The following is a 22,273-nucleotide window of genomic DNA, read 5'->3' as shown; positions in this document are numbered from 1 at the left end:
GCTGACTCCTTTTATGAGGGGATGGTGATGGAGGATTGTGTGAGATCGACTGTTAAGTGATAGTCTGTATTATCACGGACAGTGATTTCAAAGTCGGTAGTATAGAGAACAAGGCGAAGTGTGTCACCTTTTTTCAGCTTGTAAATCGTAGGTTGTAGGGCAAATTGGATTTCCATCCATTTTTCAGCTTCTATGCTCTCAACAGTTAGTAAATCATTTCGATTTTGTAAATTAAGGTAGCCTTTGGTGATGACACGTTGGGCGCTTGGAGTGAAAGGTAGTTCCAAGAGATTTTCAAGCATGTGGTAGCGACCGTTGTCAATGGTTCTAGCACTTAAAACAGCTGGATAAGGTTGTAGATATTTCTTTTGTCCAAGTTCTAGCAGTTGAGCAGACAATAAGCCCTTGTTTGTACTTGATTTGACACGAAGTTTCAGCTCCACTCGACCATTTAAGTGAATATCTTGAGTTACTGGAAGATCAATGGTGATCTGATTGGCTTTTCCTTGGTAAAGCTCAGTGTTGAAGGTCTGGTAAGTCTTGCCATAACGGTCAAAATCCTTTTGATCATACTGGTTTTGAATCACTTTTTCTTCAGTTCCAAGAGAGAATGTATGCAGTTTATCCTGTTTGCCAAAGTCATCAAGAGTCTGCCACGTCTGAGGTACAGTATTGTCTTGCCAGATGACAGTAGGAAGTTGATAGCTTGAGTCAAGTCCTAACAATTTCTTGCTTAAGAGGGCATTCATGGACTCACGGAAGTCGATTGACTGCCAATTATTCATATAAACGTGGGCGCCATGATGGAAAAAGAGGTGCTTATTGATATGAGTTGGAAGAGCATGAAACATCTGATATACGTGAAGTGGTTTGACGTTCCAATCTTGAGAACCATGCGTAAAGACTACCTCAGCTTTAACCTTGTGAGCATTGAGTAGATAGTTGCGGTCATGCCAAAACTGATTGTAGTCACCAGTCTTGCGATCCAGTTGCTCTTTTACTTTTTCTAAGTCCGCTTGATGAGCTTCATTAGCACGAATATAGTCACCAGCTAGGAGATTGCGGGAGTAGGTCAATTCAGCAAGTGAGTCAAAATCCTCACCTGGATAACCACCAGGGCTGGTCACAAGACCATTTTCCCGATAGTAGTTATACCAAGAGGAAATTCCTGCTTCTGCGATGATGACTTCTAAGCCATTAACACCAGTAGTCGCAAGACCATTAGACATGGTCCCTAGATAAGAAATTCCTGTTGTTGCGACTTTTCCGCTTGACCAGTCAGCCTTGATTTGACGTTTGCGTGTGTGATCCGTGAAAGCTCGGCAACGGCCATTAAGCCAGTCAATGACATTTTTATATGCTTCAATCTGCTGGTAGTCCCCATTGGTCATGAGACCTTGGGAATCCTTGGTTCCAACACCCGATACATAGAGATTGGCAAATCCTCTTGGGAGGAAGTAATCGTTGAGAGTGTAAGAACTATTGATGTGAGCTAGCTTTTCTTCAGTTTCAGAGACGGTTTCTGCTTGACCATGAGGCTCGACAAAATCAATCTCAGGCTCCTCAAGTTCAATAATGTGGGCAGGTTTGACCTCAAGCTCTCCTTCCATTTTGTAGAGAGCCTTGTCGCTGGCTTTGTCGTTGGTGCCTTGGTGATAAGGACTGGCAGTCATAACCGCAGGAATCTGTCCATCATATCGAGGGCGAATAATGCTGACCTTGACTAAATCAGGGAGTCCGTCTTTATCAGTATCCACACGACTCTCGACATACACGACTTCACGAATGACATCATGAGTAGAGAAGGTTGCCAAGCTCTTGCCGTTAAAGTAGTGGTAGTGATTATCTTCTGCAATAAGCCCATCACTAACAAGCTGGTCAATGAGTGTATTTCCCTTTTTGGTTCGAGTGTTGAGCAAATGGTAGAGATTTTCAATCAAATCTCCATAAATAATAGGAAATCCAGTCTCTTTACGGAATTGTTCGGCGTCCTCAAAGTCAACAAGATAGCTAAATCCTAAAAGTTGAAAAGCCACAGTATAAAAAATCTCAGGAGTCAGGTCACAATCTGACTGAAAGAAGGTAAGGAGATCAGTCTCCTTGTCTGCTGCTAAGACGGACAAAGGATAGTCGGTATTTTTATAAGTGAAAAAATTCCAGCGGACAAATTGTTCAAGTTGTTTTTTCGATGCTTGTTCTGGTACCAGCTTCAAACCAAGCTGAGATAACTCGCGTAAAACTTGCGAATGAGAAACAGGCAAGTAGCTGAATTGATTAAAACGCATGGCGCTCTCCTTTAGAAATATTCTAAATTTAGTATATCAAAAATAAGGTAAAAAAGATATTGTTGGCCTGTGATGAAGTCACTTTAAAAGGAATGATCTTCTACCTTTTCATTCTAGTTTTTAAAATGGTATAATAGTACTATATCTAAAGCAAGGAGGAGAAGAAATGATTGCACAACTCGACACCAAGACTGTTTATAGTTTTATGGAAAGTGTGGTTTCAATTGAAAAATACGTACAAATGGCTAAAGAATACGGCTATTCTCACCTTGCTATCATGGATGTGGATAATCTCTATGGAGCCTATCATTTTCTAGAAGCAACTCGTAAGCATGGCATTCAACCTTTAATTGGTCTAGAAATGACCTTGGTCAAAGATGAGGACAATATTTCTCTTCGTTTTCTAGCCCTATCCACTAAAGGTTATCAAGAGTTGATGAAGTTATCCACTTTAAAAATGACTGGACGGAAAAATTGGTCTGACTTCACCCCCCACCTCGAGGATGTGGCCATTATTGTTCCCTATTTTGAGGGGATCGAACAGTTAGATTTAGGCTATGACTATTATATCGGTGTTAGTCCAGATACTCCTCAAGAAGTCTTTACTAGGCCCATTCTTCCACTCTATCAAGTCAATTCTTTTGAAAAAGAAGATGTTCAAGTTTTACAAATCTTATCGGCAATCAAGGATAATGTCAGCCTAAGAGAAGTGGATGTGCATTCACAACAAGGAATCTTTCTACCTGCCTCAGACTTGGAAGCACGGTTTAAAAATCACTTCCCTCAGGCACTTGCTAATCTCCAAGATTTGATAGAGAATGTTAGTTACCAACTCGACCCAAGTTTAAAACTCCCTCGCTTTAATCCTGAAAGACCAGCAGTAGAAGAACTTCGTGAGAGGGCTGAGCAAGGGTTGAGTGACAAAGGGCTAACCTCAGCTATCTATCGTGAGCGACTGAATGAAGAGTTGGCTGTGATTCATGATATGGGATTTGACGATTATTTCCTTGTAGTTTGGGATTTGCTCCGTTTTGGACGTTCCCAAGGCTACTATATGGGAATGGGGCGTGGTTCTGCGGTTGGTAGTCTGGTGGCTTATTCACTTGATATCACAGGAATTGACCCGGTTGAAAAGAATCTGATTTTCGAACGCTTTTTAAATCGTGAGCGTTACACCATGCCCGATATCGATATCGACATTCCTGACCTCTATAGGCCAGAATTCATTCGTTATGTTCGTGATCGCTATGGTAGTCAACACGTGGCGCAGATTGTCACTTATTCGACCTTTGGAGCAAAACAGGCAATTCGTGATGTTTTCAAACGTTATGGTGTTCCAGAGTACGAATTAACAAATATTACGAAAAAAATCAGTTTTCGAGATACGCTAACGACAGCCTATGAAAAGAATCTGCAATTTAGACAGGTTATCAATAGTAAGATTGAATACCAAAAAGCTTTTGAGATTGCTCGAAAGATTGAAGGGTATCCTCGTCAAACCTCTATCCATGCAGCTGGGGTCGTTATGAGTGACCAAGACCTGACGGACTATATCCCGCTCAAATACGGTGAGGATATGCTCATCACCCAGTATGATGCTCATGGTGTTGAAGCTAATGGTCTTCTAAAAATGGATTTCCTAGGTCTGCGAAACTTAACTTTTGTACAAAAAATGCAGGAAGTACTTGCTGAATCAGAAGGTATTCATCTAAAAATCGAAGAGATTGATTTGGAAGACAAGGACACTCTGGCCCTCTTTGCTGCTGGAAATACCAAGGGGATTTTCCAATTTGAACAACCTGGTGCTATTCGACTCTTGAAACGAGTTCAGCCACAAGTCTTTGAAGAGGTAGTAGCCACGACCTCGCTCAACAGACCAGGAGCTAGTGACTATATTGATAATTTTGTTGCTCGTAAGCATGGCAAAGAAAAGGTGACGGTGCTGGATCCTGCCTTGGAAGACATCCTTTCATCAACCTACGGTATCATGCTCTATCAAGAGCAGGTCATGCAGGTAGCTCAGCGGTTCGGAGGTTTCAGCCTTGGCAAAGCCGATATCCTCAGACGAGCCATGGGTAAGAAAAATGCTAAAGAGATGCATTTAATGAAGGAAGATTTTATCACAGGAGCTATGAAACTTGGGCATTCAGAAGAAAAAGCCAATCAAGTTTTTGCAGTGATGGAAAAGTTTGCAGGCTATGGATTTAATAGATCTCACGCCTACGCTTACTCAGCCCTGGCTTTCCAGCTTGCCTATTTCAAGACGCACTATCCTGCTATTTTCTTCCAAGTCATGTTGAATTATTCTAGCAGTGATTACATTGTAGATGCATTGCAGATGGGCTTTGAAGTAACTCCTTTAGCAATCAACAGCATTCCCTATCATGATAAAATTACCCAGAAGACAATCTATCTTGGTCTAAAAGCCATTAAGGGCATGCCAAGAGATTTGTCTTACTGGATTATTGAAAATCGTCCCTTCTCAAGCATTGAAGATTTTGTCACACGTCTTCCCAAGAATTACAAGAAACTATCGCTTTTAACTCCATTGGTTGAACTGGGGCTTTTTGATGAATTTGACAAGAATCGTCAGAAAATCTTAGTGAACCTACCAAACTTATTTGTCTTTGTTGAGGAGTTAGGAGGACTCTTTGCGGATGCAAACTATAGTTGGACTGAGGCTGATGATTTTACAGAGGCAGAGAAATTTTACAAGGAGCAGGAACTGATTGGAGTTGGAATCAGTGCCCATCCTCTACAAACTCTTGCCAAACAAGCTTTGTATCCAACAACGTCCATCGTTAATCTTACTGAGGGGAGTCAAGCAACTCTTCTAGTTGAAGTGCAAAAACTAAAAGTCATTCGAACCAAGAAAGGCGAGAGTATGGCCTTTCTACAGGTTCATGACAGTAAGTCTAGGCTGGATGTAACTGTATTTTCTGACCAATATCGAAAATTTGCTTCTATCTTATCCGAAGGAAAATTCTACTATATCAATGGCAAGGTTCAATCCCGAGATGGTCGTCTGCAAATGATTGCACAAGATTTGAAAGAAGCAGTCGCAGAACGATTCTGGATTCAAGTTAAAAATCACGACAACGATAAAGAGATTTCAAATATCCTAGAACAATACAAAGGCTCTATTCCTGTTATTATCAGGTATGTAGAGGAAGAAAAAACAATTGTTTCCTCCCGTCATTTTGTAAAAAAAGACCCTGCTTTACAGGAAAAATTAGAGGGAATTGCTATGAAAACGATTTATCGCTAAAAATACGAAAAATAGAAGAATTTTCAAATGAAATGTGGTATAATCAATAAGAATGTTAAAAGAAAAAGGAGCAAAACCAAATGAAACGTATTGCTGTTTTGACTAGCGGTGGAGACGCCCCTGGTATGAACGCTGCCATCCGTGCAGTAGTTCGTCAAGCAATCTCAGAAGGAATGGAAGTCTTTGGTATCTATGATGGATACGCAGGGATGGTTGCCGGTGAAATCTATCCACTTGATGCTGCTTCAGTTGGAGACATCATTTCACGTGGTGGTACTTTCCTTCACTCTGCTCGTTACCCTGAGTTTGCACAACTTGAAGGTCAACTTAAAGGGATTGAGCAGTTGAAAAAACACGGGATCGAAGGTGTTGTTGTAATCGGTGGTGACGGTTCTTATCACGGAGCTATGCGCTTGACTGAGCATGGATTCCCAGCTATCGGTCTGCCTGGCACAATTGATAATGATATCGTAGGTACTGATTTCACAATTGGATTTGATACTGCAGTTACTACTGCAATGGATGCGATTGATAAGATTCGTGATACATCATCAAGTCACCGTCGTACTTTCGTTGTAGAAGTAATGGGGCGTAACGCTGGTGATATCGCACTTTGGGCAGGTATTGCTACTGGTGCCGATGAAATCATTATTCCTGAAGAAGGTTTCAAGATGGAAGATATCGTTGCAAGCATCAAAGCTGGATATGAATGTGGTAAGAAACACAACATCATCGTTTTGGCTGAGGGAGTTATGTCTGCCGATGAGTTTGGTAAGAAACTCAAGGAAGCTGGAGACACTAGTGACCTTCGTGTAACTGAACTTGGTCACATCCAACGTGGTGGTTCGCCAACTGCGCGTGACCGCGTCTTGGCGTCACGCTTGGGAGCACATGCTGTTAAACTCCTCAAACAAGGAATCGGTGGTGTCGCTGTTGGTATTCGTAATGAGAAAATGGTTGAAAATCCAATTCTTGGGACAGCAGAAGAGGGAGCTTTGTTTAGCTTGACTGAAGATGGCAAGATCGTGGTGAACAACCCGCACAAAGCTGATCTTGAACTATCTAGCTTGAACAAGAGCTTGTCATAATCAACTTTAACTAATCTGGTAAAATGACCATAAAAGGTCAAATTATATAAAGGAGTCACAAATCATGAATAAACGTGTAAAAATCGTTGCAACTTTGGGTCCTGCGGTTGAAATCCGTGGTGGAAAGAAATTCGGTGATGATGGATACTGGGGTGAAAAACTTGACGTTGAAGCTTCAGCAAAAAATATTGCGAAATTGATTGAAGCAGGAGCGAACACTTTCCGTTTCAACTTCTCGCACGGTGACCACCAAGAACAAGGTGAACGTATGGCAACTGTTAAACTTGCAGAAAAACTTGCAGGTAAGAAAGTTGGTTTCCTTCTTGATACAAAAGGTCCTGAAATCCGTACTGAATTGTTTGAAGGTGACGCAAAAGAATACTCATACAAAACTGGTGAAAAAATCCGTGTTGCAACTAAACAAGGAATCAAATCAACTCGTGAAGTGATTGCTTTGAACGTTGCTGGTGCTCTTGACATCTACGATGATGTTGAGGTTGGTCGCCAAGTATTGGTTGACGATGGTAAACTTGGTCTTCGTGTTGTTGCAAAAGACGATGCAACTCGTGAATTTGAAGTAGAAGTTGAAAACGACGGAATTATCGCTAAACAAAAAGGTGTAAACATCCCTAACACTAAAATTCCTTTCCCAGCACTTGCTGAACGTGATAACGATGATATCCGTTTCGGTCTTGAACAAGGTATCAACTTCATCGCGATCTCATTCGTACGTACTGCTAAAGACGTGAATGAAGTTCGTGCAATCTGTGAAGAAACTGGTAACGGACATGTTCAATTGTTTGCGAAAATCGAAAACCAACAAGGTATCGATAACTTGGATGAAATCATCGAAGCTGCTGACGGTATCATGATCGCTCGTGGTGACATGGGTATCGAAGTACCATTCGAAATGGTTCCAGTTTACCAAAAAATGATCATCACTAAAGTGAACGCAGCTGGTAAAGTTGTTATCACAGCAACAAACATGCTTGAAACCATGACTGAAAAACCACGTGCCACTCGTTCAGAAGTATCAGACGTATTTAACGCTGTTATCGACGGTACTGACGCTACAATGCTTTCAGGTGAGTCTGCAAACGGTAAATACCCACTTGAATCTGTTCGTACAATGGCAACAATTGACAAGAATGCTCAAACCCTTTTGAAAGAATACGGTCGCTTGTCGTTTGTTAACTTGTCACGTAATTCTAAGACTGAGGTTATGGCTTCAGCTGTTAAGGATGCGACAAACTCTATGAATATCAAGTTGGTGGTTACTCTTACTAAGACAGGTCACACTGCTCGTTTGATTTCTAAATACCGTCCAGATGCTGATATCTTGGCAATCACTTTCGATGAATTAACTCAACGTGGATTGATGTTGAACTGGGGTGTTATCCCAGTAACAACTGAACGTCCATCAAACACTGATGATATGTTCGAACTTGCCGAAAAGATTGCAGTAGAACAAGGTTTGGTAGAATCTGGTGATGATATGATTATCGTTGCAGGTGTACCGCTTGGAGAAGCTGTCCGTACAAACACAATGCGTATCCGTACAGTACGTTAATCTAAACTTTTAAAAGCCTATCATACCAAGCTTTTGTGCTTGTGTGATGGGTCTTTTTTCTATTTTAGAAGATAAAAAGAGGGAGAATTTTATTAAACAGAAATGGGAAAAATAGGAGAACTATGGTATAATAGAATGTAAAGACCTTTTTAGTAAATTTTGAAAGAGTATAACATGAGAAAAATTGTCATCAATGGTGGACATCCATTGCAAGGTGAGATCACCATTAGCGGTGCTAAGAATAGTGTTGTAGCATTAATCCCTGCTATTATACTGGCAGATGATGTTGTCACTTTGGATTGTGTCCCAGATATTTCAGACGTTGCTAGTCTTGTCGAAATTATGGAAATCATGGGAGCGAAAGTAAAACGCTACGATGATGTTTTGGAGATTGATCCTAGAGGTGTTCAGAATATTCCAATGCCTTATGGTAAGATCAATAGCCTTCGTGCATCTTATTATTTCTATGGAAGTCTTTTAGGTCGTTTTGGTGAAGCTACGGTTGGACTTCCTGGCGGATGTGATCTTGGTCCTCGTCCGATTGACCTTCACCTAAAAGCCTTCGAAGCCATGGGAGCCAAGGTAAGCTATGAGGGAGATAATATGAATTTATCTGCCCAAGGTAAGGGACTTCACGGCGCAAGTATTTACATGGATACCGTCAGTGTTGGTGCAACGATTAATACCATGATTGCGGCTGTTAAGGCTAAGGGACGGACTGTTATTGAAAATGCGGCTCGTGAACCAGAAATCATCGATGTGGCTACCCTTTTGAATAACATGGGGGCTCACATTCGTGGTGCAGGGACTGATATTATCATTATTGATGGTGTCGAGCAACTTCATGGAACGCGTCACCAAGTTATTCCAGATCGTATTGAAGCAGGAACCTATATTTCACTTGCAGCAGCGGTTGGTAAAGGAATCCGTATTAACAATGTTCTCTATGAGCATTTAGAAGGTTTTATCGCCAAACTAGAGGAAATGGGCGTTCGCATGACAGTCTCTGAGGATAGTATCTTCGTTGAAGAACAGTCTGATTTGAAGGCCATCAATATTAAAACTGCCCCCTATCCAGGATTTGCAACGGATTTACAACAACCAATCACACCACTTTTATTAACTGCTCAAGGTCGTGGTACTATTATTGATACCATTTATGAAAAACGTGTCAACCATGTCTTTGAATTAGCAAAAATGGATGCAAATATTGCGACTACAAATGACCATATTTTCTACACTGGTGGACGAACTCTACAAGGTGCCAAGGTGAAAGCTACAGACTTGCGAGCTGGTGCTGCACTTGTGATTGCTGGACTGATGGCTCAAGGCCAGACTGAAATTACAAATATTGAGTTTATCCTTCGTGGCTACTCAGATATTATTGAAAAATTACGTAGTCTTGGAGCAGATATTACACTCGTCGAAGACTAAGCCATTGAGGTGATTATGAATATTTGGACCAAATTAGCAATGTTTTCTTTCTTTGAAACGGAACGCTTGTATTTGCGTCCTTTCTTTTTTAGTGACAGTCAAGCATTTTACGATATTGCTTCAAATCCGGAAAATCTGCAGTTTATTTTTCCCAGTCAAGCAAGTTTGGAAGAAAGTCAGTACGCACTTGCCAACTATTTTATGAAGGCTCCTTTGGGTGTTTGGGCAATCTGCAAGCAAGACAATCAGGAAATGATTGGTTCCATCAAGTTTGAAAAAATAGACGAAATCAAAAAAGAAGCAGAAATTGGTTATTTCTTAAAAAAGGATTCTTGGTCACAAGGTTTTATGACAGAAGTAGTTACCAAACTTTGTCAGCTCTCATTTGAAGAATTTGGTCTAAAACAATTATCCATCATCACTCATCTGGAGAATCAAGCTAGTCAAAAAGTAGCCTTAAAATCGGGATTTAGCCTCGTCCGACAGTTTAAGGGAAGCGATCGCTATACACGAAAAATGAGGGACTATCTTGAATTTCGATACATAAAAGGAGAATTCAATGAGTAAACACCAGGAAATCTTAAGTTATCTGGAAGAGTTACCAATAGGAAAACGTGTCAGCGTTCGTAGTATTTCCAATCACTTGGGTGTCAGTGATGGAACGGCTTATCGTGCCATTAAAGAGGCTGAAAATCGTGGAATTGTAGAAACTCGACCTCGTAGTGGAACCATTCGTGTCAAATCTCAGAAAGTGGCTATTGAAAAACTGACCTATGCAGAGATTGCAGAAGTCACCTCCTCTGAAGTGTTAGCTGGTCAAGAAGGTTTGGACAGAGAATTTAGCAAATTCTCCATTGGGGCCATGACCGAGCAGAATATTTTGTCCTATCTGAATGATGGTGGTCTTTTGATCGTAGGTGACCGTACTCGTATTCAACTTTTAGCTCTGGAAAATGAAAATGCGGTCCTTGTAACAGGTGGTTTTCATGTGCACGAGGATGTACTAGCTCTTGCCAATAAAAAGGGTATTCCTGTTTTACGAAGCAAGCATGATACTTTTACAGTTGCGACTATGATCAATAGAGCTTTGTCAAATGTGCAGATTAAGACAGATATTTTAACAGTTGAAAAGCTCTATCGTCCCAGTCATGAGTATGGTTTCTTAAGAGAAACGGACACAGTGAAAGACTATCTAGATTTGGTACGTAAGAACAGAAGTAGTCGTTTCCCAGTCATCAATCAGCATCAAGTGGTTGTTGGAGTTGTTACCATGCGAGATGCGGGGGATAAATCACCTAGCACAACGATTGACAAGGTGATGACTCGTAGTCTCTTCCTGACAGGATTGGCAACGAATATAGCTAACGTCAGTCAACGGATGATAGCAGAAGACTTTGAGATGGTCCCAGTCGTGAGAAGCAATCAAACTTTGCTCGGAGTTGTAACGAGACGAGATGTTATGGATAAGATGAGTCGTTCTCAAGTTTCAGCCTTGCCGACTTTTTCAGAGCAAATCGGTCAGAAGTTGTCTTATCATCACGACGAAGTTGTGATTACAGTTGAACCCTTTATGCTTGAGAAGAACGGGGTTTTAGCAAATGGTGTTCTTGCTGAAATTTTAACTCACATGACACAGGATTTGGTAGCAAATAGTAGACGCAATCTCATCATCGAGCAGATGCTAATTTACTTCTTGCAAGCTGTTCAGATAGATGATACTCTGCGGATTCAGGCTCGGATTATTCACCACACGAGACGTTCAGCTATTATTGATTATGATATTTATCATGGGCATCAGATTGTTTCAAAAGCAAATGTTACGGTTAAAATTAATTAGAATCTAGGAGAAAAAATGATAACTTTAAAATCAGCACGTGAAATCGAAGCCATGGACAAGGCTGGTGATTTCCTAGCTAGTATCCATATAGGCTTACGTGATTTAATTAAGCCTGGCGTGGATATGTGGGAAGTTGAAGAGTACGTTCGTCGACGTTGTAAAGAGGAAAATTTCCTTCCTCTACAGATTGGCGTGGATGGGGCAGTCATGGATTACCCCTATGCCACTTGTTGCTCTCTTAACGACGAAGTAGCTCACGCTTTTCCACGTCATTACATCTTGAAAGATGGGGACTTGCTCAAGGTTGATATGGTTCTAGGTGGGCCGATTGCCAAATCAGATCTCAATGTGTCAAAACTCAACTTCAATAATGTTGAGCAAATGAAAAAATACACACAAAACTATACTGGCGGTCTAGCAGACTCATGTTGGGCTTATGCGGTTGGTACACCGTCTGAAGAAGTGAAAAACCTGATGGACGTGACCAAGGAAGCTATGTATATAGGGATTGAGCAAGCAGTTGTCGGCAATCGCATCGGTGATATCGGTGCAGCAATTCAGGAATATGCTGAAAGTCGCGGTTATGGTGTCGTTCGTGATTTGGTTGGTCATGGTGTTGGTCCAACTATGCACGAAGAACCAATGGTTCCTAACTACGGTATTGCAGGCCGTGGACTCCGTCTCCGTGAAGGAATGGTGCTAACCATTGAACCCATGATTAATACTGGTGACTGGGAAATTGATACAGATATGAAGACTGGCTGGGCTCATAAGACTATTGATGGTGGCCTATCTTGCCAATATGAACACCAGTTCGTGATTACCAAAGATGGACCTGTTATCCTGACCAGTCAAGGTGAAGAAGGAACGTATTAAAATGAAGGGAGCTTGTACCGCCCTCAAAAAGTTAGACAGAAAAAATCAGCTCTTTGTCAACTGTAGTGGGTTGAAGTCAGCTAAGATCGAGAAAGGACGAATTTCGTCCTTTCTTTTTTGATGTTGAGAGCGATGAAAATCCTTTTTTTGAAGTTTTCAAAGTTCCGAAAACTAAAGGCATTTCGTTTGATGAGTTTAATGAGGTTATTAGTAGCTTTTCATTATAGATCTTATGGGACTTTTTTGTACAAGGTTTCTAAATAAACTGATTAAATTCCTATTTTTCCTTATCATTGTCCCTGTTTTTTCTGGAATTTTGGGTCTATAATAGTTCTATCAAATCAAAGAATGGAGGAAGGCAATGGATAATATAATCTTTTTTATCAGTGTTTTTCTTGCTGGAATCCTTTCCTTCTTTTCTCCTTGTATTTTACCCTTGTTGCCTGTCTATGCAGGTGTCTTATTGGATGATAAGAATGATGCTCAGGCTTCTAGTGGAAAATTTTCAATCTCAGTTGTTAGTTTATTGCGAACTATGGCCTTTATAGCGGGGATTTCCTTTGTTTTTATCTTACTGGGCTATGGAGCTGGTTTTTTAGGCAATTTGCTGTATACTTCTTGGTTTCAGTATGTGACGGGTGCGATTATCATTCTCTTGGGCTTGCACCAGATGGAAGTCCTACATTTGCAGGGGCTCTACAAGGAAAGAAGGCTACAATTAAAGAGACAGGGTCAAAACTCTAACGGCTATAGTCAGGCATTTTTACTGGGGTTGAGCTTTAGTTTTGCTTGGACGCCGTGTGTGGGGCCAGTTCTGGGGTCTGTTTTGGCTTTGGCGGCTTCAGATGGTTCAGGAGCTTGGCAGGGAGCTGGTCTCATGTTGGTTTACACGCTGGGATTGGCGCTACCATTTTTAGTTCTAGCTCTTGCCTCCAGCTATGTTTTGAAACATTTCCGAAAACTCCATCCTTACCTCGGAATCCTCAAAAAAGTGGGTGGTTTCCTCATTATCGTGATGGGAATCTTGGTGCTTTTGGGAAATGCTTCCATTTTGACTACATTATTTGAATAGAGAGGAAAAAGAAATGAAAAAATGGCAAACATGTCTCCTTGGAGTAGGCTCAATCTGTTGTTTGGCAGCCTGTTCGGCTAAAAATATGTCAGACGAGTCTACTATGAAGGAGCAAACCAAAACAGAACAAGTTAGTTCACAAACTGCGACTAAAGGTCAGGCGGTTGCTGATTTTGAACTAACAGGAGTAGATGGTAAGACTTATCGTTTATCTGACTACAAAGGCAAGAAAGTCTATCTTAAATTCTGGGCTTCTTGGTGTTCTATCTGTCTAGCTAGCCTTCCGGATACGGATGAAATTGCTAAAGAAGCTGGTGATGACTATGTGGTCTTGACAGTGGTGTCTCCTGAACACAAGGGGGAGCAATCTGAAGCGGACTTTAAGAACTGGTACAAGGGATTGGATTATAAAAATTTTCCAGTTTTGATTGACCCGTCAGGTAAACTCTTGGAAAGTTATGGTGTTCGTTCTTACCCAACTCAAGCCTTTATAGACAAGGAAGGCAAGCTGGTCAAAACGCAACCAGGTTTTATGGATAAGGATATGATTTTAAAAGAATTGAAAGAAATGGGGTAGAGAAAGGCTATGAATGATAAAGTAAAACTTTTTGTCTTGGCAGGGGTCATTCTCCTAGCCATAACTGGTTTATATTTTCTATTGATGCGAAATGCAGGGCAGACAGATAGCTCGCAAATTGAGAAAGCATCAGTTAGCCAAGGAGGAAAAACAGTGAAAAAAACAGAAGTGAGCAAAGACGCAGACTTGCACGAAATTTATCTAGCTGGGGGATGTTTCTGGGGAGTGGAGGAATACTTCTCACGCGTTCCCGGAGTGACAGATGCCGTTTCAGGCTATGCAAATGGTAGAGGGGAAACAACCAAGTACGAATTGATTAACCAAACAGGACATGCGGAGACTGTCCATGTCACCTATGATGCCAAGCAAATTTCCCTCAAGGAAATCCTGCTTCATTACTTCCGCATTATCAATCCAACCAGCAAAAATAAACAAGGAAATGATGTGGGGACTCAGTACCGTACAGGTGTATATTATACAGATGACAAGGATTTGGAAGTAATCAACCAAGTCTTTGATGAGGTGGCTAAGAAATACGACCAACCACTGGCAGTTGAAAAGGAAAACTTGAAGAATTTTGTGGTGGCTGAGGATTATCACCAAGACTACCTCAAGAAAAATCCAAATGGCTACTGTCATATCAATGTCAATCAGGCTGCCTACCCCGTCATCGATGCCAGCAAATATCCTAAACCAAGTGATGAAGAATTGAAAAAGACCTTGTCACCTGAGGAGTATGCAGTTACCCAGAAAAATCAAACAGAACGAGCTTTTTCAAACCGCTACTGGGATAAATTTGAATCCGGTATCTATGTGGATGTGGCAACTGGCGAACCTCTCTTTTCATCAAAGGACAAGTTTGAGTCTGGTTGTGGTTGGCCTAGTTTCACCCAACCCATCAGCCCAGATGTTGCCACCTACAAGGAAGATAAGTCCTACAATATGACGCGCATGGAAGTGAGAAGCCGAGTTGGAGATTCTCACCTTGGCCATGTCTTTACGGATGGACCACAGGACAAGGGGGGCTTGCGCTACTGTATCAATAGTCTCTCTATCCGCTTTATTCCCAAAGACCAAATGGAAGAAAAAGGTTACTCTTATTTACTGGATTATGTTGATTAAGAGGGCTTTCCTAAGCAGTTAGAGGAGAATTTTGCTATACTGATACTAGTAAGTGACAAAGGAGCAGAGCATGACCTACACAATCTTAATCGTAGAAGATGAGTATCTGGTAAGACAAGGCTTGAGCAAGTTGGTCAATGTAGCAGCCTACGATATGGAAATCATCGGTCAGGCAGAAAATGGAAGACAGGCTTGGGATTTAATTCAAAAGCAGGTGCCAGATATCATTTTAACCGATATCAATATGCCTCAGCTAAATGGCATCCAGTTGGCCAGTCTGGTCCGAGAAACCTATCCTCAGGTTCACCTAGTTTTTTTGACAGGTTACGACGATTTTGATTATGCCTTGTCTGCTGTCAAACTCGGTGTGGATGACTACTTGCTCAAGCCCTTTTCTCGTCAGGATATTGAAGAAATGTTAGGGAAAATCAAGCAAAAACTAGACAAGGAAGAAAAGGAAGAGCAGTTACAAGATTTACTGACCGATAAGTTTGAAGGAAACATAGCCCAGAAGATCCAGTCCCATCTAGCTGATAGCCAATTCAGTTTAAAGAGCTTGGCCAGTGACTTGGGTTTTAGTTCGACTTATCTGAGCTCCTTGATTAAGAAAGAGCTGGGCCTGCCTTTTCAGGATTATTTGGTGCGCGAACGTGTCAAGCAAGCCAAGCTCTTGCTTCTGACCACGGATTTAAAGATTTATGAGATCGCAGAAAAGGTTGGTTTTGAAGATATGAACTACTTTACCCAACGCTTTAAACAGATTGCAGGTGTGACGCCTCGTCAGTTTAAGAAGGGGGAAGGTCGATGAAGCGTTCTTCTCTTTTAGTCAGAATGGTTATTTCCATCTTTCTGGTCTTTCTCATTCTCCTAGCTCTGGTCGGGACTTTCTATTATCAATCTAGTTCATCAGCTATTGAGGCCACTATTGAGGGCAATAGCCAAACGACCATCAGCCAGACTAGCCACTTTATTCAGTCTTATATCAAAAAATTAGAAACCACCTCTACCAGTTTGACCCAGCAGACGGATGTGTTAGCCTATGCTGAGAATCCCAGTCAAGACCAAGCCAAGGGAATCCGAGATCTGTTTTTGACTATCTTAAAGGCAGACCAGGACTTGAAAACGGTGGTACTGGTCACCAAATCTGGTCAGGTTATTTCTACAGATGACAGTGTGCAGATGAAAACTTCCTCTGATATGATGGCCGAGGATTGGTACCAAAAGGCCATTCATCAGGGAGCTAAGCCAGTTTTGACACCAGCTCGTAAATCAAACAGTCAGTGGGTCATTTCTGTCACTCAAGAACTTGTTGATGCAAAGGGAGCCAATCTTGGCGTGCTTCGTTTGGACATTTCCTACGAAACTCTGGAAGCCTATCTCAACCAACTCCAGTTGGGCCAGCAGGGCTTTGCCTTTATCATCAATGAAAACCATGAATTTGTCTACCATCCTAAACACACAGTCTATAGCTCAGCGAGTGAAATGGAGGCTATGAAACCCTACATCGAGACGGGGCAGGGCTATACGCTAGATCATCAATCCTACGTTAGTCAGGAAAAGATTGCAGGAACAGATTGGACGGTTATAGGCGTGTCTTCGTTGGAGAAGTTAGACCAGGTTCGAAGTCAACTCATGTGGACCTTGCTTGGTGCTAGTGCCTTATCTCTTCTTGCCTGTTTCTGCTTGGTATGGTTCAGTCTCAAACGCTGGATTGCCCCTTTGAAGGACCTGAGAGAAACCATGCTGGAAATTGCTTCTGGTACACAAAATCTGCGTGCTAAGGAAGCTGGCGCCTATGAACTGAGAGAAGTGACTCGCCAGTTCAATGCCATGCTGGATCAAATTGACCAGTTGATGGCAGATGTGCGCAGGCAGGAAGAAGCGACCCGGCAGTATGAACTTCAAGCATTGTCGAGTCAGATTAATCCTCATTTCCTCTACAATACTTTGGACACTATCATCTGGATGGCTGAGTTTCAGGATAGTCAGCGAGTGGTTCAGGTGACCAAGTCCTTGGCAACCTATTTCCGCTTGGCGCTCAATCAAGGAAAGGATTTGATTTCTCTTTCTGATGAAATCAATCATGTCCGCCAGTACCTCTTTATCCAGAAACAACGCTATGGTGATAAGCTGGAGTATGAGATTGCTGAAGATCCTGCTTTTGGTAACCTAGTCTTACCCAAGTTGGTGTTGCAACCTCTTGTAGAAAATGCTCTTTACCATGGCATCAAGGAGAAGGAAGGTCAGGGCCATATTAAAGTTTCTGTTCAGAAAAAGGATACAGGACTAGTCATCCGCATTGAGGATGATGGCATTGGCTTCCAATCTACTGGTGATAGTAGTCAAAGTCAGCTCAAACGTGGAGGAGTTGGTCTTCAAAATGTCGACCAACGCCTCAAACTTCATTTTGGAGAAAACTATCAGATGAAGATTGATTCTGTACCTTCAAAAGGGACGACGGTTGAAATATACATCAATAAAATAGAAACAAGTTAGCTCCCAGTCAATTCTGGGAGTTTTACTTTTAAAAATCAGAATGATTAGTTGGCCTTGATAAAATCAGTAAAAAAAGATATGATAGATAGTGACAAAAGAGGTATCAAGTATGAAGGAAAAAGACATTCAAAGAGCAACAAGCCAGATTGTAAAAGATGTATTAGAAAAGGCCAATTTGAAGCAAGGAGCTATTTTTGTTTTGGGCCTTTCTTCTAGTGAGGTGATAGGTGGCCAGATTGGCAAGGAATCCAGCCAAGAAATTGGGGAAATCATTGTGAAGACGATCCTAGATATCCTGGAAGGGAAAGGAATCCATCTAGCTGTTCAAGGATGTGAACATGTCAATCGTGCCCTCGTCGTCGAACGTCAGGTGGCAGAGCAGTTTGGGCTAGAAATCGTCAGTGTCCTTCCTACTCTTCATGCAGGAGGTTCAGGTCAGTTGGCGGCCTTCAAGTTTATGCAGGACCCTGTTGAAGTGGAGTTCATCACGGCTCATGCAGGGATTGATATCGGAGATACCGCAATTGCTATGCATGTCAAGCATGTGCAGGTTCCGATTCGGCCGGTACTACGTGAGATTGGGCACGCCCATGTAACGGCTTTAGCTAGCCGTCCAAAACTCATTGGTGGTGCGCGTGCACAGTATCCTGAAGACTTCATAAGAAAGTCATAAGTGGGCTGAAAGTTATCGTAAGTTAGAGATATTTCAAGTATGTAGAGGTAAAAGGTTGGAAAATTGTGTTTATATTGTTTCAGGTCCCCCAGGCGTTGGAAAGAGCACTGTCAGCAAAGAGTTGGCCTATTCTTTTGACAAAAGTGCAGTTATAGAGGGCGACATGATTTACTTAATGATTAAAGGAGGTCTCGTAGCTCCTTGGGAGGATGATGGATTTTTCATGGATTTATTCTGGGATAATATCATCAGTCTGACCAATAATTTCTTGGATCGTGGCATTACTGTCGTGATAGAGTATGTCATATTTGAAGAGCAACTGAAGAAAATTGCAGCCTTCTTAAAAGAAAAACGAATTAAGCTAAAATATTGTGTTCTAATGGCTCAAGAAGAAACCTTGAAAGATAGGGATTCTTCTCGAAAAGAAATTGAGAGAACAGGCGATTTATCAATCCAAGCAAGAAATGAGTTTCTAGCTAAAAATAGTGAGAAACATCATTTTCTATTCACAGATGATTTAGATGTCAAGGAAACGGTAAACATCATTAAAACTTCAAATCAATTTTTAATTTCTGAACAGTAAAAGACAGGGAGAGTAAGGGTACAGAAACCAAGACTCTCCCTGTTTTTTTGTTGAATTCTTGTGCAAAGTACTCCAAACAAGACCATCTTTTACAAGAAGAAGGGATGCTATCTGATGGAAAATTGCCAAAAGTAGAAAAAACCAATTTAGAGAAGATTTTTAGTTATAGAAATCAGTAAACAAAGCTGGATTTAGCTGTTCTAGGTCCGCCTTTTTGTGCTATACTTAAGATATGCATAGAAAAACAGTGATTGATTTTAGGGCTTTGGGCGAGAGATACACTTTTACCCAGCCGATCAAAGAGTTAAAAACGAGAGATTTATCAGAAGTGGCGGACTTGCTGGCACAAGTGGAAAGCTACCAAGAGCAAGTAACGGATACCGTAGAAACATTGGATGAGAGGGATTTTAACCAGCATAACGGGGTCTAAACTAGGACGACCTTTATCTTCAGAATAAGTATCTGCGACTAAGTCATAGATGAAGGAAAAATCGACCACTTGCTCAACCTGACGAAGAAAATGGGCTTGCGGAACGAGTTTATCTAGCGTGTAAAAACCAACTTGATTGCGGTTATATTCGAGATTTTCTTTGTGAAACATAGGGAACACTTCACAACTTTTCTTACCTCTATTATACGACTTTACACAAAGAAAAGCCCTTAGAAATTTGTAGTCTAAGGACTTTGTCTTCAATCTGAGGAGCTTAACTTCTTTTTTTGTGTTAAATTTAGTCAAAATAAATAAGCGTAGCAGACTTCTTACAAATTTTTTCTTTTGTAGTAAAATAAGATTAGAATTTTGTGAAAGTAGGTAATTCGTTGGAGTCGATTATATTTCTAGTATCCGTTTTTTTAGCAGGAATCCTGTCCTTCTTTTCACCTTGCATCTTCCCTTTGCTACCTGTCTATGCTGGTATTCTGCTAGATGATCAGGGAAATTCGAAAAGCTTTCGCTTTTTTGGAAGAGACGTTGCATGGTCAGGCTTAATTCGGACCCTGTGCTTTATTGCAGGAATCTCCCTCATTTTCTTTATTTTGGGATTTGGTGCTGGATTCCTAGGGCACATGCTCTATGCAGACTGGTTTCGTTATGCTATGGGGACAGTCATTGTCCTTTTAGGCCTTCACCAGATGGAAATCTTGCATTTTAATAAACTGGAAGTTCAAAAGACAGTCACCTTCAAACAATCAAAGTCTAATCACTATCTGTCAGCCTTTTTGCTTGGGATAACCTTTAGTTTTGGTTGGACCCCTTGTATCGGACCAGTTTTGAGTTCGGTCTTGGCTCTTGCAGCTTCTGGAGGGAATGGTGCTTGGCAAGGAGCCTTACTAACCTTAGTGTACACATTGGGAATGGCCCTTCCTTTCCTTGTTCTGGCCTTGGCTTCGGGATGGATCATGCCCTATTTTAGCAAATTAAAACCCCATATGATCCTACTAAAGAAAATCGGGGGAGCTTTGATTATTTTGATGGGATTATTATTAATACTAGGGCAGTTAAATGCCTTGTCAGGAATTCTTGGATAAAAGGAGAAAAAGATGAAAAAAGTTATTTTTGCTGGATTGAGCCTCATGTCTTTATTTTTATTGATTGCCTGTGGTGAAAAAGAAAACAAACAAACGGAAAGTCCCAAACAGTCTACTGTACAGCAAATCGCAGTCGGTAAGGATGCGCCAGACTTCACCTTGCAGTCTATGGATGGCAAAGAAGTCAAGTTATCAGACTATAAAGGGAAAAAGGTCTATTTAAAATTCTGGGCTTCTTGGTGTGGACCTTGTCGAAAGAGTATGCCTGAGTTGATGGAATTAGCTGCAAAACAAGATCGAGATTTTGAAATCCTAAGTGTTGTCGCACCAGGGCTACAAGGTGAAAAAACAGTTCAAGACTTTCCAAAATGGTACCAAGAACAAGGATACAAGGATATACCAGTTTTATATGATACGAAAGCAACTACCTTCCAAGCCTACCAAATTCGTAGTATTCCAACAGAATACTTAATTGACAGCCAAGGAAAAATCGGAAAAATCCAATTTGGTGCCATTAGCAATACTGATGCTGAAGCAGCTTTTAAAGAGATGAAATAGAAAAATCGCGAAAACTCGCGATTTTTTTATAGTTTTTCATTGATAAAGCGGATGAATTGATTCCACCAAACTTTTAAGAAGAAGGCTTTTTCAACTTTCTTTTCAGCGACCATTTCAAAAGAAGGTTTTTCAGAAGTGAGATAACCTTGACCGACCAAATCTTGGTCATCATAGGTTAGATGACCAACAACAGTTTCAGCTTCTAGTGGCGCTGTCTCGGCCTTGGTTTTTGGAGTAAACTGCAGGCTTGATGATGCTCGACTTCCCAATCGTTGTATGACAGTGATATCAGATTTAGCAACAGCAGTTACGGTATCTTCCTTCCCATCAAGTACAGAAACTTTGCTATCTTTGTAGGCTTCTCCCTTCTGGACAATTGTTTTGAGAGCATAATTAGATGTTATATAGTCCAAAAGAGAAGAAGTAGCAGTAAAGCGAGCGTAAGGATTGCTGTTTTGCTGGTCAGCGTTTAAAACAACTGTGATGATTCGCATACCTTTTTCGGTAGTTGTTCCAACGAAAGAAGCACCTGCCTTGTCTGTTGTACCAGTTTTGAGCCCATCAACTCCACCTCGATATGCTGGCATCCCTTCCAACATATAGTTAGTAGAGTGAATTTCCATACCAGCAAATGTTGATGAAGATTTCTTGGTTATTTCTAAAACTTGAGGGTAATCTCTGATGAGGTTTCGAGCGATGATTGCAACATCGTAGGCACTCAACTTGTTTTCATCGTCTTTTTTAGAACCAGGATAGATATTATCGCCAAGGGTTTCATTATTTAAACCAGTCGTGTTTACAATAGTTGCATCTTGGATTCCCCATTCAAGAAGTTTCGCCCTCATCTTGTCAACGAAGTCTTTCTCTGAACCAGCAATTTTTTCAGCAAGAGCAATGGCTGCACTATTGGCACTTGATACTAGAGTTGCTTCCAATAATTGTTCCACTGTATACTTGCGCGCTTCCATAGGAACATTACTAGCCTCAGAATTGGTTGTAAGTTGGTATGGATAGTCAGAGATATCAACTGGGGTAGATAGGCTAATTGTACCTTGCTCCAGAGCTTCATAAACCAAATAAACTGTAACCAGTTTCGTAATAGAAGCAATTTCTACAGGCTGATTTGCATCTTTCTCGTAGAGGATTTTTCCAGTGTTTGCTTCAACAGCGATGGCATGCTTGGCAGCAACATCAAAATCTTGCGCAGATACAGTAGGAATGGCTGTACCAAAAATGATAAGAGTTAGTAAGGATAAAATTATTTTCTTCATAGTAGTTTTATTCTATCACAAAGCGAAAAAATATTC

The 22,273-nt window shown here is 41.1% G+C and carries 18 protein-coding genes and 2 pseudogenes; 16 read left to right on the top strand and 4 right to left on the bottom strand.

All coding sequences use genetic code 11. From position 1 onward, the window contains the following. Positions 1–11 precede the first annotated feature (11 nt). On the bottom strand, positions 12–2,285 hold the full coding sequence (locus B7708_RS03135) for a Xaa-Pro dipeptidyl-peptidase (protein ID WP_084973693.1): 2,274 nt from the start codon (positions 2,283–2,285) through the stop codon (positions 12–14). A 166-nt stretch (positions 2,286–2,451) separates the two neighbouring features. Between B7708_RS03135 and B7708_RS03130 the strand changes: the two genes are divergently transcribed. From B7708_RS03130 to B7708_RS03100, 7 genes are all read left to right on the top strand, one after another. Continuing rightward, positions 2,452–5,553, top strand: a complete 3,102-nt coding sequence (locus B7708_RS03130) for a DNA polymerase III subunit alpha (RefSeq protein WP_084973691.1) — start codon at positions 2,452–2,454, stop codon at positions 5,551–5,553. A gap of 80 nt (positions 5,554–5,633) precedes the next feature. Next, entirely contained in the window at positions 5,634–6,641 is a 1,008-nt protein-coding gene (gene pfkA, locus B7708_RS03125) for a 6-phosphofructokinase (RefSeq protein ID WP_084973689.1), read from the top strand. 64 nt (positions 6,642–6,705) lie between these two features. Beyond that, positions 6,706–8,211 (top strand): pyruvate kinase, encoded by a 1,506-nt coding sequence (pyk, locus tag B7708_RS03120; RefSeq protein WP_084973687.1) that lies wholly within the window; start codon positions 6,706–6,708, stop codon positions 8,209–8,211. A gap of 174 nt (positions 8,212–8,385) precedes the next feature. Then, positions 8,386–9,645: a UDP-N-acetylglucosamine 1-carboxyvinyltransferase gene (locus B7708_RS03115; protein WP_001227075.1), complete on the top strand. Its 1,260-nt coding sequence runs from the start codon at positions 8,386–8,388 to the stop codon at positions 9,643–9,645. 15 nt (positions 9,646–9,660) lie between these two features. Continuing rightward, a complete protein-coding gene (locus tag B7708_RS03110; RefSeq protein ID WP_001028749.1) occupies positions 9,661–10,212 on the top strand; it encodes a GNAT family N-acetyltransferase in 552 nt (183 codons plus the stop codon). Next, positions 10,205–11,482: a CBS-HotDog domain-containing transcription factor SpxR gene (gene spxR, locus B7708_RS03105; protein WP_000033804.1), complete on the top strand. Its 1,278-nt coding sequence runs from the start codon at positions 10,205–10,207 to the stop codon at positions 11,480–11,482. Before B7708_RS03110 ends, spxR begins: the two co-directional genes overlap by 8 nt. A gap of 15 nt (positions 11,483–11,497) precedes the next feature. Beyond that, the gene (locus tag B7708_RS03100; protein ID WP_000631551.1) at positions 11,498–12,358 is read left to right on the top strand and encodes a methionyl aminopeptidase; all 861 of its coding nucleotides are present in this window, start codon (positions 11,498–11,500) and stop codon (positions 12,356–12,358) included. An 80-nt stretch (positions 12,359–12,438) separates the two neighbouring features. Here the strand turns inward: B7708_RS03100 and B7708_RS09755 are convergent. Continuing rightward, positions 12,439–12,576 (bottom strand): annotated as a pseudogene (locus B7708_RS09755) (transposase); the annotation flags it as partial. A 143-nt stretch (positions 12,577–12,719) separates the two neighbouring features. Between B7708_RS09755 and ccdA2 (B7708_RS03095) the strand changes: the two are divergent. From ccdA2 (B7708_RS03095) to B7708_RS03065, 7 genes are all read left to right on the top strand, one after another. Then, positions 12,720–13,430 (top strand): thiol-disulfide oxidoreductase-associated membrane protein CcdA2, encoded by a 711-nt coding sequence (gene ccdA2, locus B7708_RS03095; RefSeq protein ID WP_084973685.1) that lies wholly within the window; start codon positions 12,720–12,722, stop codon positions 13,428–13,430. A gap of 13 nt (positions 13,431–13,443) precedes the next feature. Beyond that, on the top strand, positions 13,444–14,007 hold the full coding sequence (locus B7708_RS03090; RefSeq protein ID WP_084973683.1) for a redoxin family protein: 564 nt from the start codon (positions 13,444–13,446) through the stop codon (positions 14,005–14,007). Between the two features lie 9 nt (positions 14,008–14,016). Further along, positions 14,017–15,129: a peptide-methionine (R)-S-oxide reductase MsrB gene (gene msrB, locus B7708_RS03085; protein WP_084973681.1), complete on the top strand. Its 1,113-nt coding sequence runs from the start codon at positions 14,017–14,019 to the stop codon at positions 15,127–15,129. 70 nt (positions 15,130–15,199) lie between these two features. After that, on the top strand, positions 15,200–15,937 hold the full coding sequence (locus B7708_RS03080; RefSeq protein ID WP_084973680.1) for a response regulator transcription factor: 738 nt from the start codon (positions 15,200–15,202) through the stop codon (positions 15,935–15,937). After that, positions 15,934–17,625 carry a cache domain-containing sensor histidine kinase gene (locus B7708_RS03075; RefSeq protein ID WP_084973678.1) on the top strand — a complete coding sequence of 564 codons (1,692 nt, stop codon included), beginning with the start codon at positions 15,934–15,936 and terminating at the stop codon, positions 17,623–17,625. Before B7708_RS03080 ends, B7708_RS03075 begins: the two co-directional genes overlap by 4 nt. 109 nt (positions 17,626–17,734) lie before the next feature. Next, complete coding sequence (locus tag B7708_RS03070; RefSeq protein ID WP_084973676.1) at positions 17,735–18,298, top strand: TIGR01440 family protein; 564 nt, start codon at positions 17,735–17,737, stop codon at positions 18,296–18,298. Between the two features lie 55 nt (positions 18,299–18,353). Continuing rightward, positions 18,354–18,881 carry an AAA family ATPase gene (locus B7708_RS03065; protein ID WP_000426563.1) on the top strand — a complete coding sequence of 176 codons (528 nt, stop codon included), beginning with the start codon at positions 18,354–18,356 and terminating at the stop codon, positions 18,879–18,881. Positions 18,882–19,254: 373 nt separating this feature from the next. Here the strand turns inward: B7708_RS03065 and B7708_RS03055 are convergent. Continuing rightward, positions 19,255–19,482: pseudogene (locus B7708_RS03055) on the bottom strand (IS5/IS1182 family transposase); the annotation flags it as partial. Between the two features lie 218 nt (positions 19,483–19,700). Between B7708_RS03055 and ccdA2 (B7708_RS03050) the strand changes: the two are divergent. Then, positions 19,701–20,408, top strand: a complete 708-nt coding sequence (ccdA2, locus tag B7708_RS03050; protein WP_084973674.1) for a thiol-disulfide oxidoreductase-associated membrane protein CcdA2 — start codon at positions 19,701–19,703, stop codon at positions 20,406–20,408. Between the two features lie 12 nt (positions 20,409–20,420). Further along, positions 20,421–20,966, top strand: a complete 546-nt coding sequence (gene sdbB / locus B7708_RS03045; protein ID WP_084973672.1) for a thiol-disulfide oxidoreductase-associated lipoprotein SdbB — start codon at positions 20,421–20,423, stop codon at positions 20,964–20,966. A gap of 26 nt (positions 20,967–20,992) precedes the next feature. On the opposite strand, the gene pbp3 is transcribed toward sdbB, so the two are convergent. Next, positions 20,993–22,237: a D-alanyl-D-alanine carboxypeptidase PBP3 gene (gene pbp3 / locus B7708_RS03040; protein ID WP_084973670.1), complete on the bottom strand. Its 1,245-nt coding sequence runs from the start codon at positions 22,235–22,237 to the stop codon at positions 20,993–20,995. Positions 22,238–22,273 lie beyond the last annotated feature (36 nt).

The organism is Streptococcus oralis subsp. dentisani (genome assembly GCF_002096615.1).
GTDB lineage: Bacteria > Bacillota > Bacilli > Lactobacillales > Streptococcaceae > Streptococcus > Streptococcus oralis_U.
Note: the sequence above shows the minus strand (reverse complement) of the source record. Positions and strands in the feature narration are given on the sequence as shown.

Excerpts from the sequence above, each read along its gene's own strand:
- B7708_RS03080 (WP_084973680.1), top strand. The coding sequence starts at position 15,200 with ATGACCTACACAATCTTAATCGTAGAAGATGAGTATCTGGTAAGACAA.
- pyk (WP_084973687.1), top strand. The coding sequence starts at position 6,706 with ATGAATAAACGTGTAAAAATCGTTGCAACTTTGGGTCCTGCGGTTGAA.
- B7708_RS03110 (WP_001028749.1), top strand. The coding sequence starts at position 9,661 with ATGAATATTTGGACCAAATTAGCAATGTTTTCTTTCTTTGAAACGGAA.
- B7708_RS03130 (WP_084973691.1), top strand. The coding sequence starts at position 2,452 with ATGATTGCACAACTCGACACCAAGACTGTTTATAGTTTTATGGAAAGT.
- sdbB (WP_084973672.1), top strand. The coding sequence starts at position 20,421 with ATGAAAAAAGTTATTTTTGCTGGATTGAGCCTCATGTCTTTATTTTTA.
- msrB (WP_084973681.1), top strand. The coding sequence starts at position 14,017 with ATGAATGATAAAGTAAAACTTTTTGTCTTGGCAGGGGTCATTCTCCTA.
- B7708_RS03075 (WP_084973678.1), top strand. The coding sequence starts at position 15,934 with ATGAAGCGTTCTTCTCTTTTAGTCAGAATGGTTATTTCCATCTTTCTG.
- B7708_RS03070 (WP_084973676.1), top strand. The coding sequence starts at position 17,735 with ATGAAGGAAAAAGACATTCAAAGAGCAACAAGCCAGATTGTAAAAGAT.
- pfkA (WP_084973689.1), top strand. The coding sequence starts at position 5,634 with ATGAAACGTATTGCTGTTTTGACTAGCGGTGGAGACGCCCCTGGTATG.
- B7708_RS03135 (WP_084973693.1), bottom strand. The coding sequence starts at position 2,285 with ATGCGTTTTAATCAATTCAGCTACTTGCCTGTTTCTCATTCGCAAGTT.
- B7708_RS03090 (WP_084973683.1), top strand. The coding sequence starts at position 13,444 with ATGAAAAAATGGCAAACATGTCTCCTTGGAGTAGGCTCAATCTGTTGT.
- B7708_RS03100 (WP_000631551.1), top strand. The coding sequence starts at position 11,498 with ATGATAACTTTAAAATCAGCACGTGAAATCGAAGCCATGGACAAGGCT.
- spxR (WP_000033804.1), top strand. The coding sequence starts at position 10,205 with ATGAGTAAACACCAGGAAATCTTAAGTTATCTGGAAGAGTTACCAATA.
- pbp3 (WP_084973670.1), bottom strand. The coding sequence starts at position 22,237 with ATGAAGAAAATAATTTTATCCTTACTAACTCTTATCATTTTTGGTACA.
- ccdA2 (WP_084973685.1), top strand. The coding sequence starts at position 12,720 with ATGGATAATATAATCTTTTTTATCAGTGTTTTTCTTGCTGGAATCCTT.
- B7708_RS03115 (WP_001227075.1), top strand. The coding sequence starts at position 8,386 with ATGAGAAAAATTGTCATCAATGGTGGACATCCATTGCAAGGTGAGATC.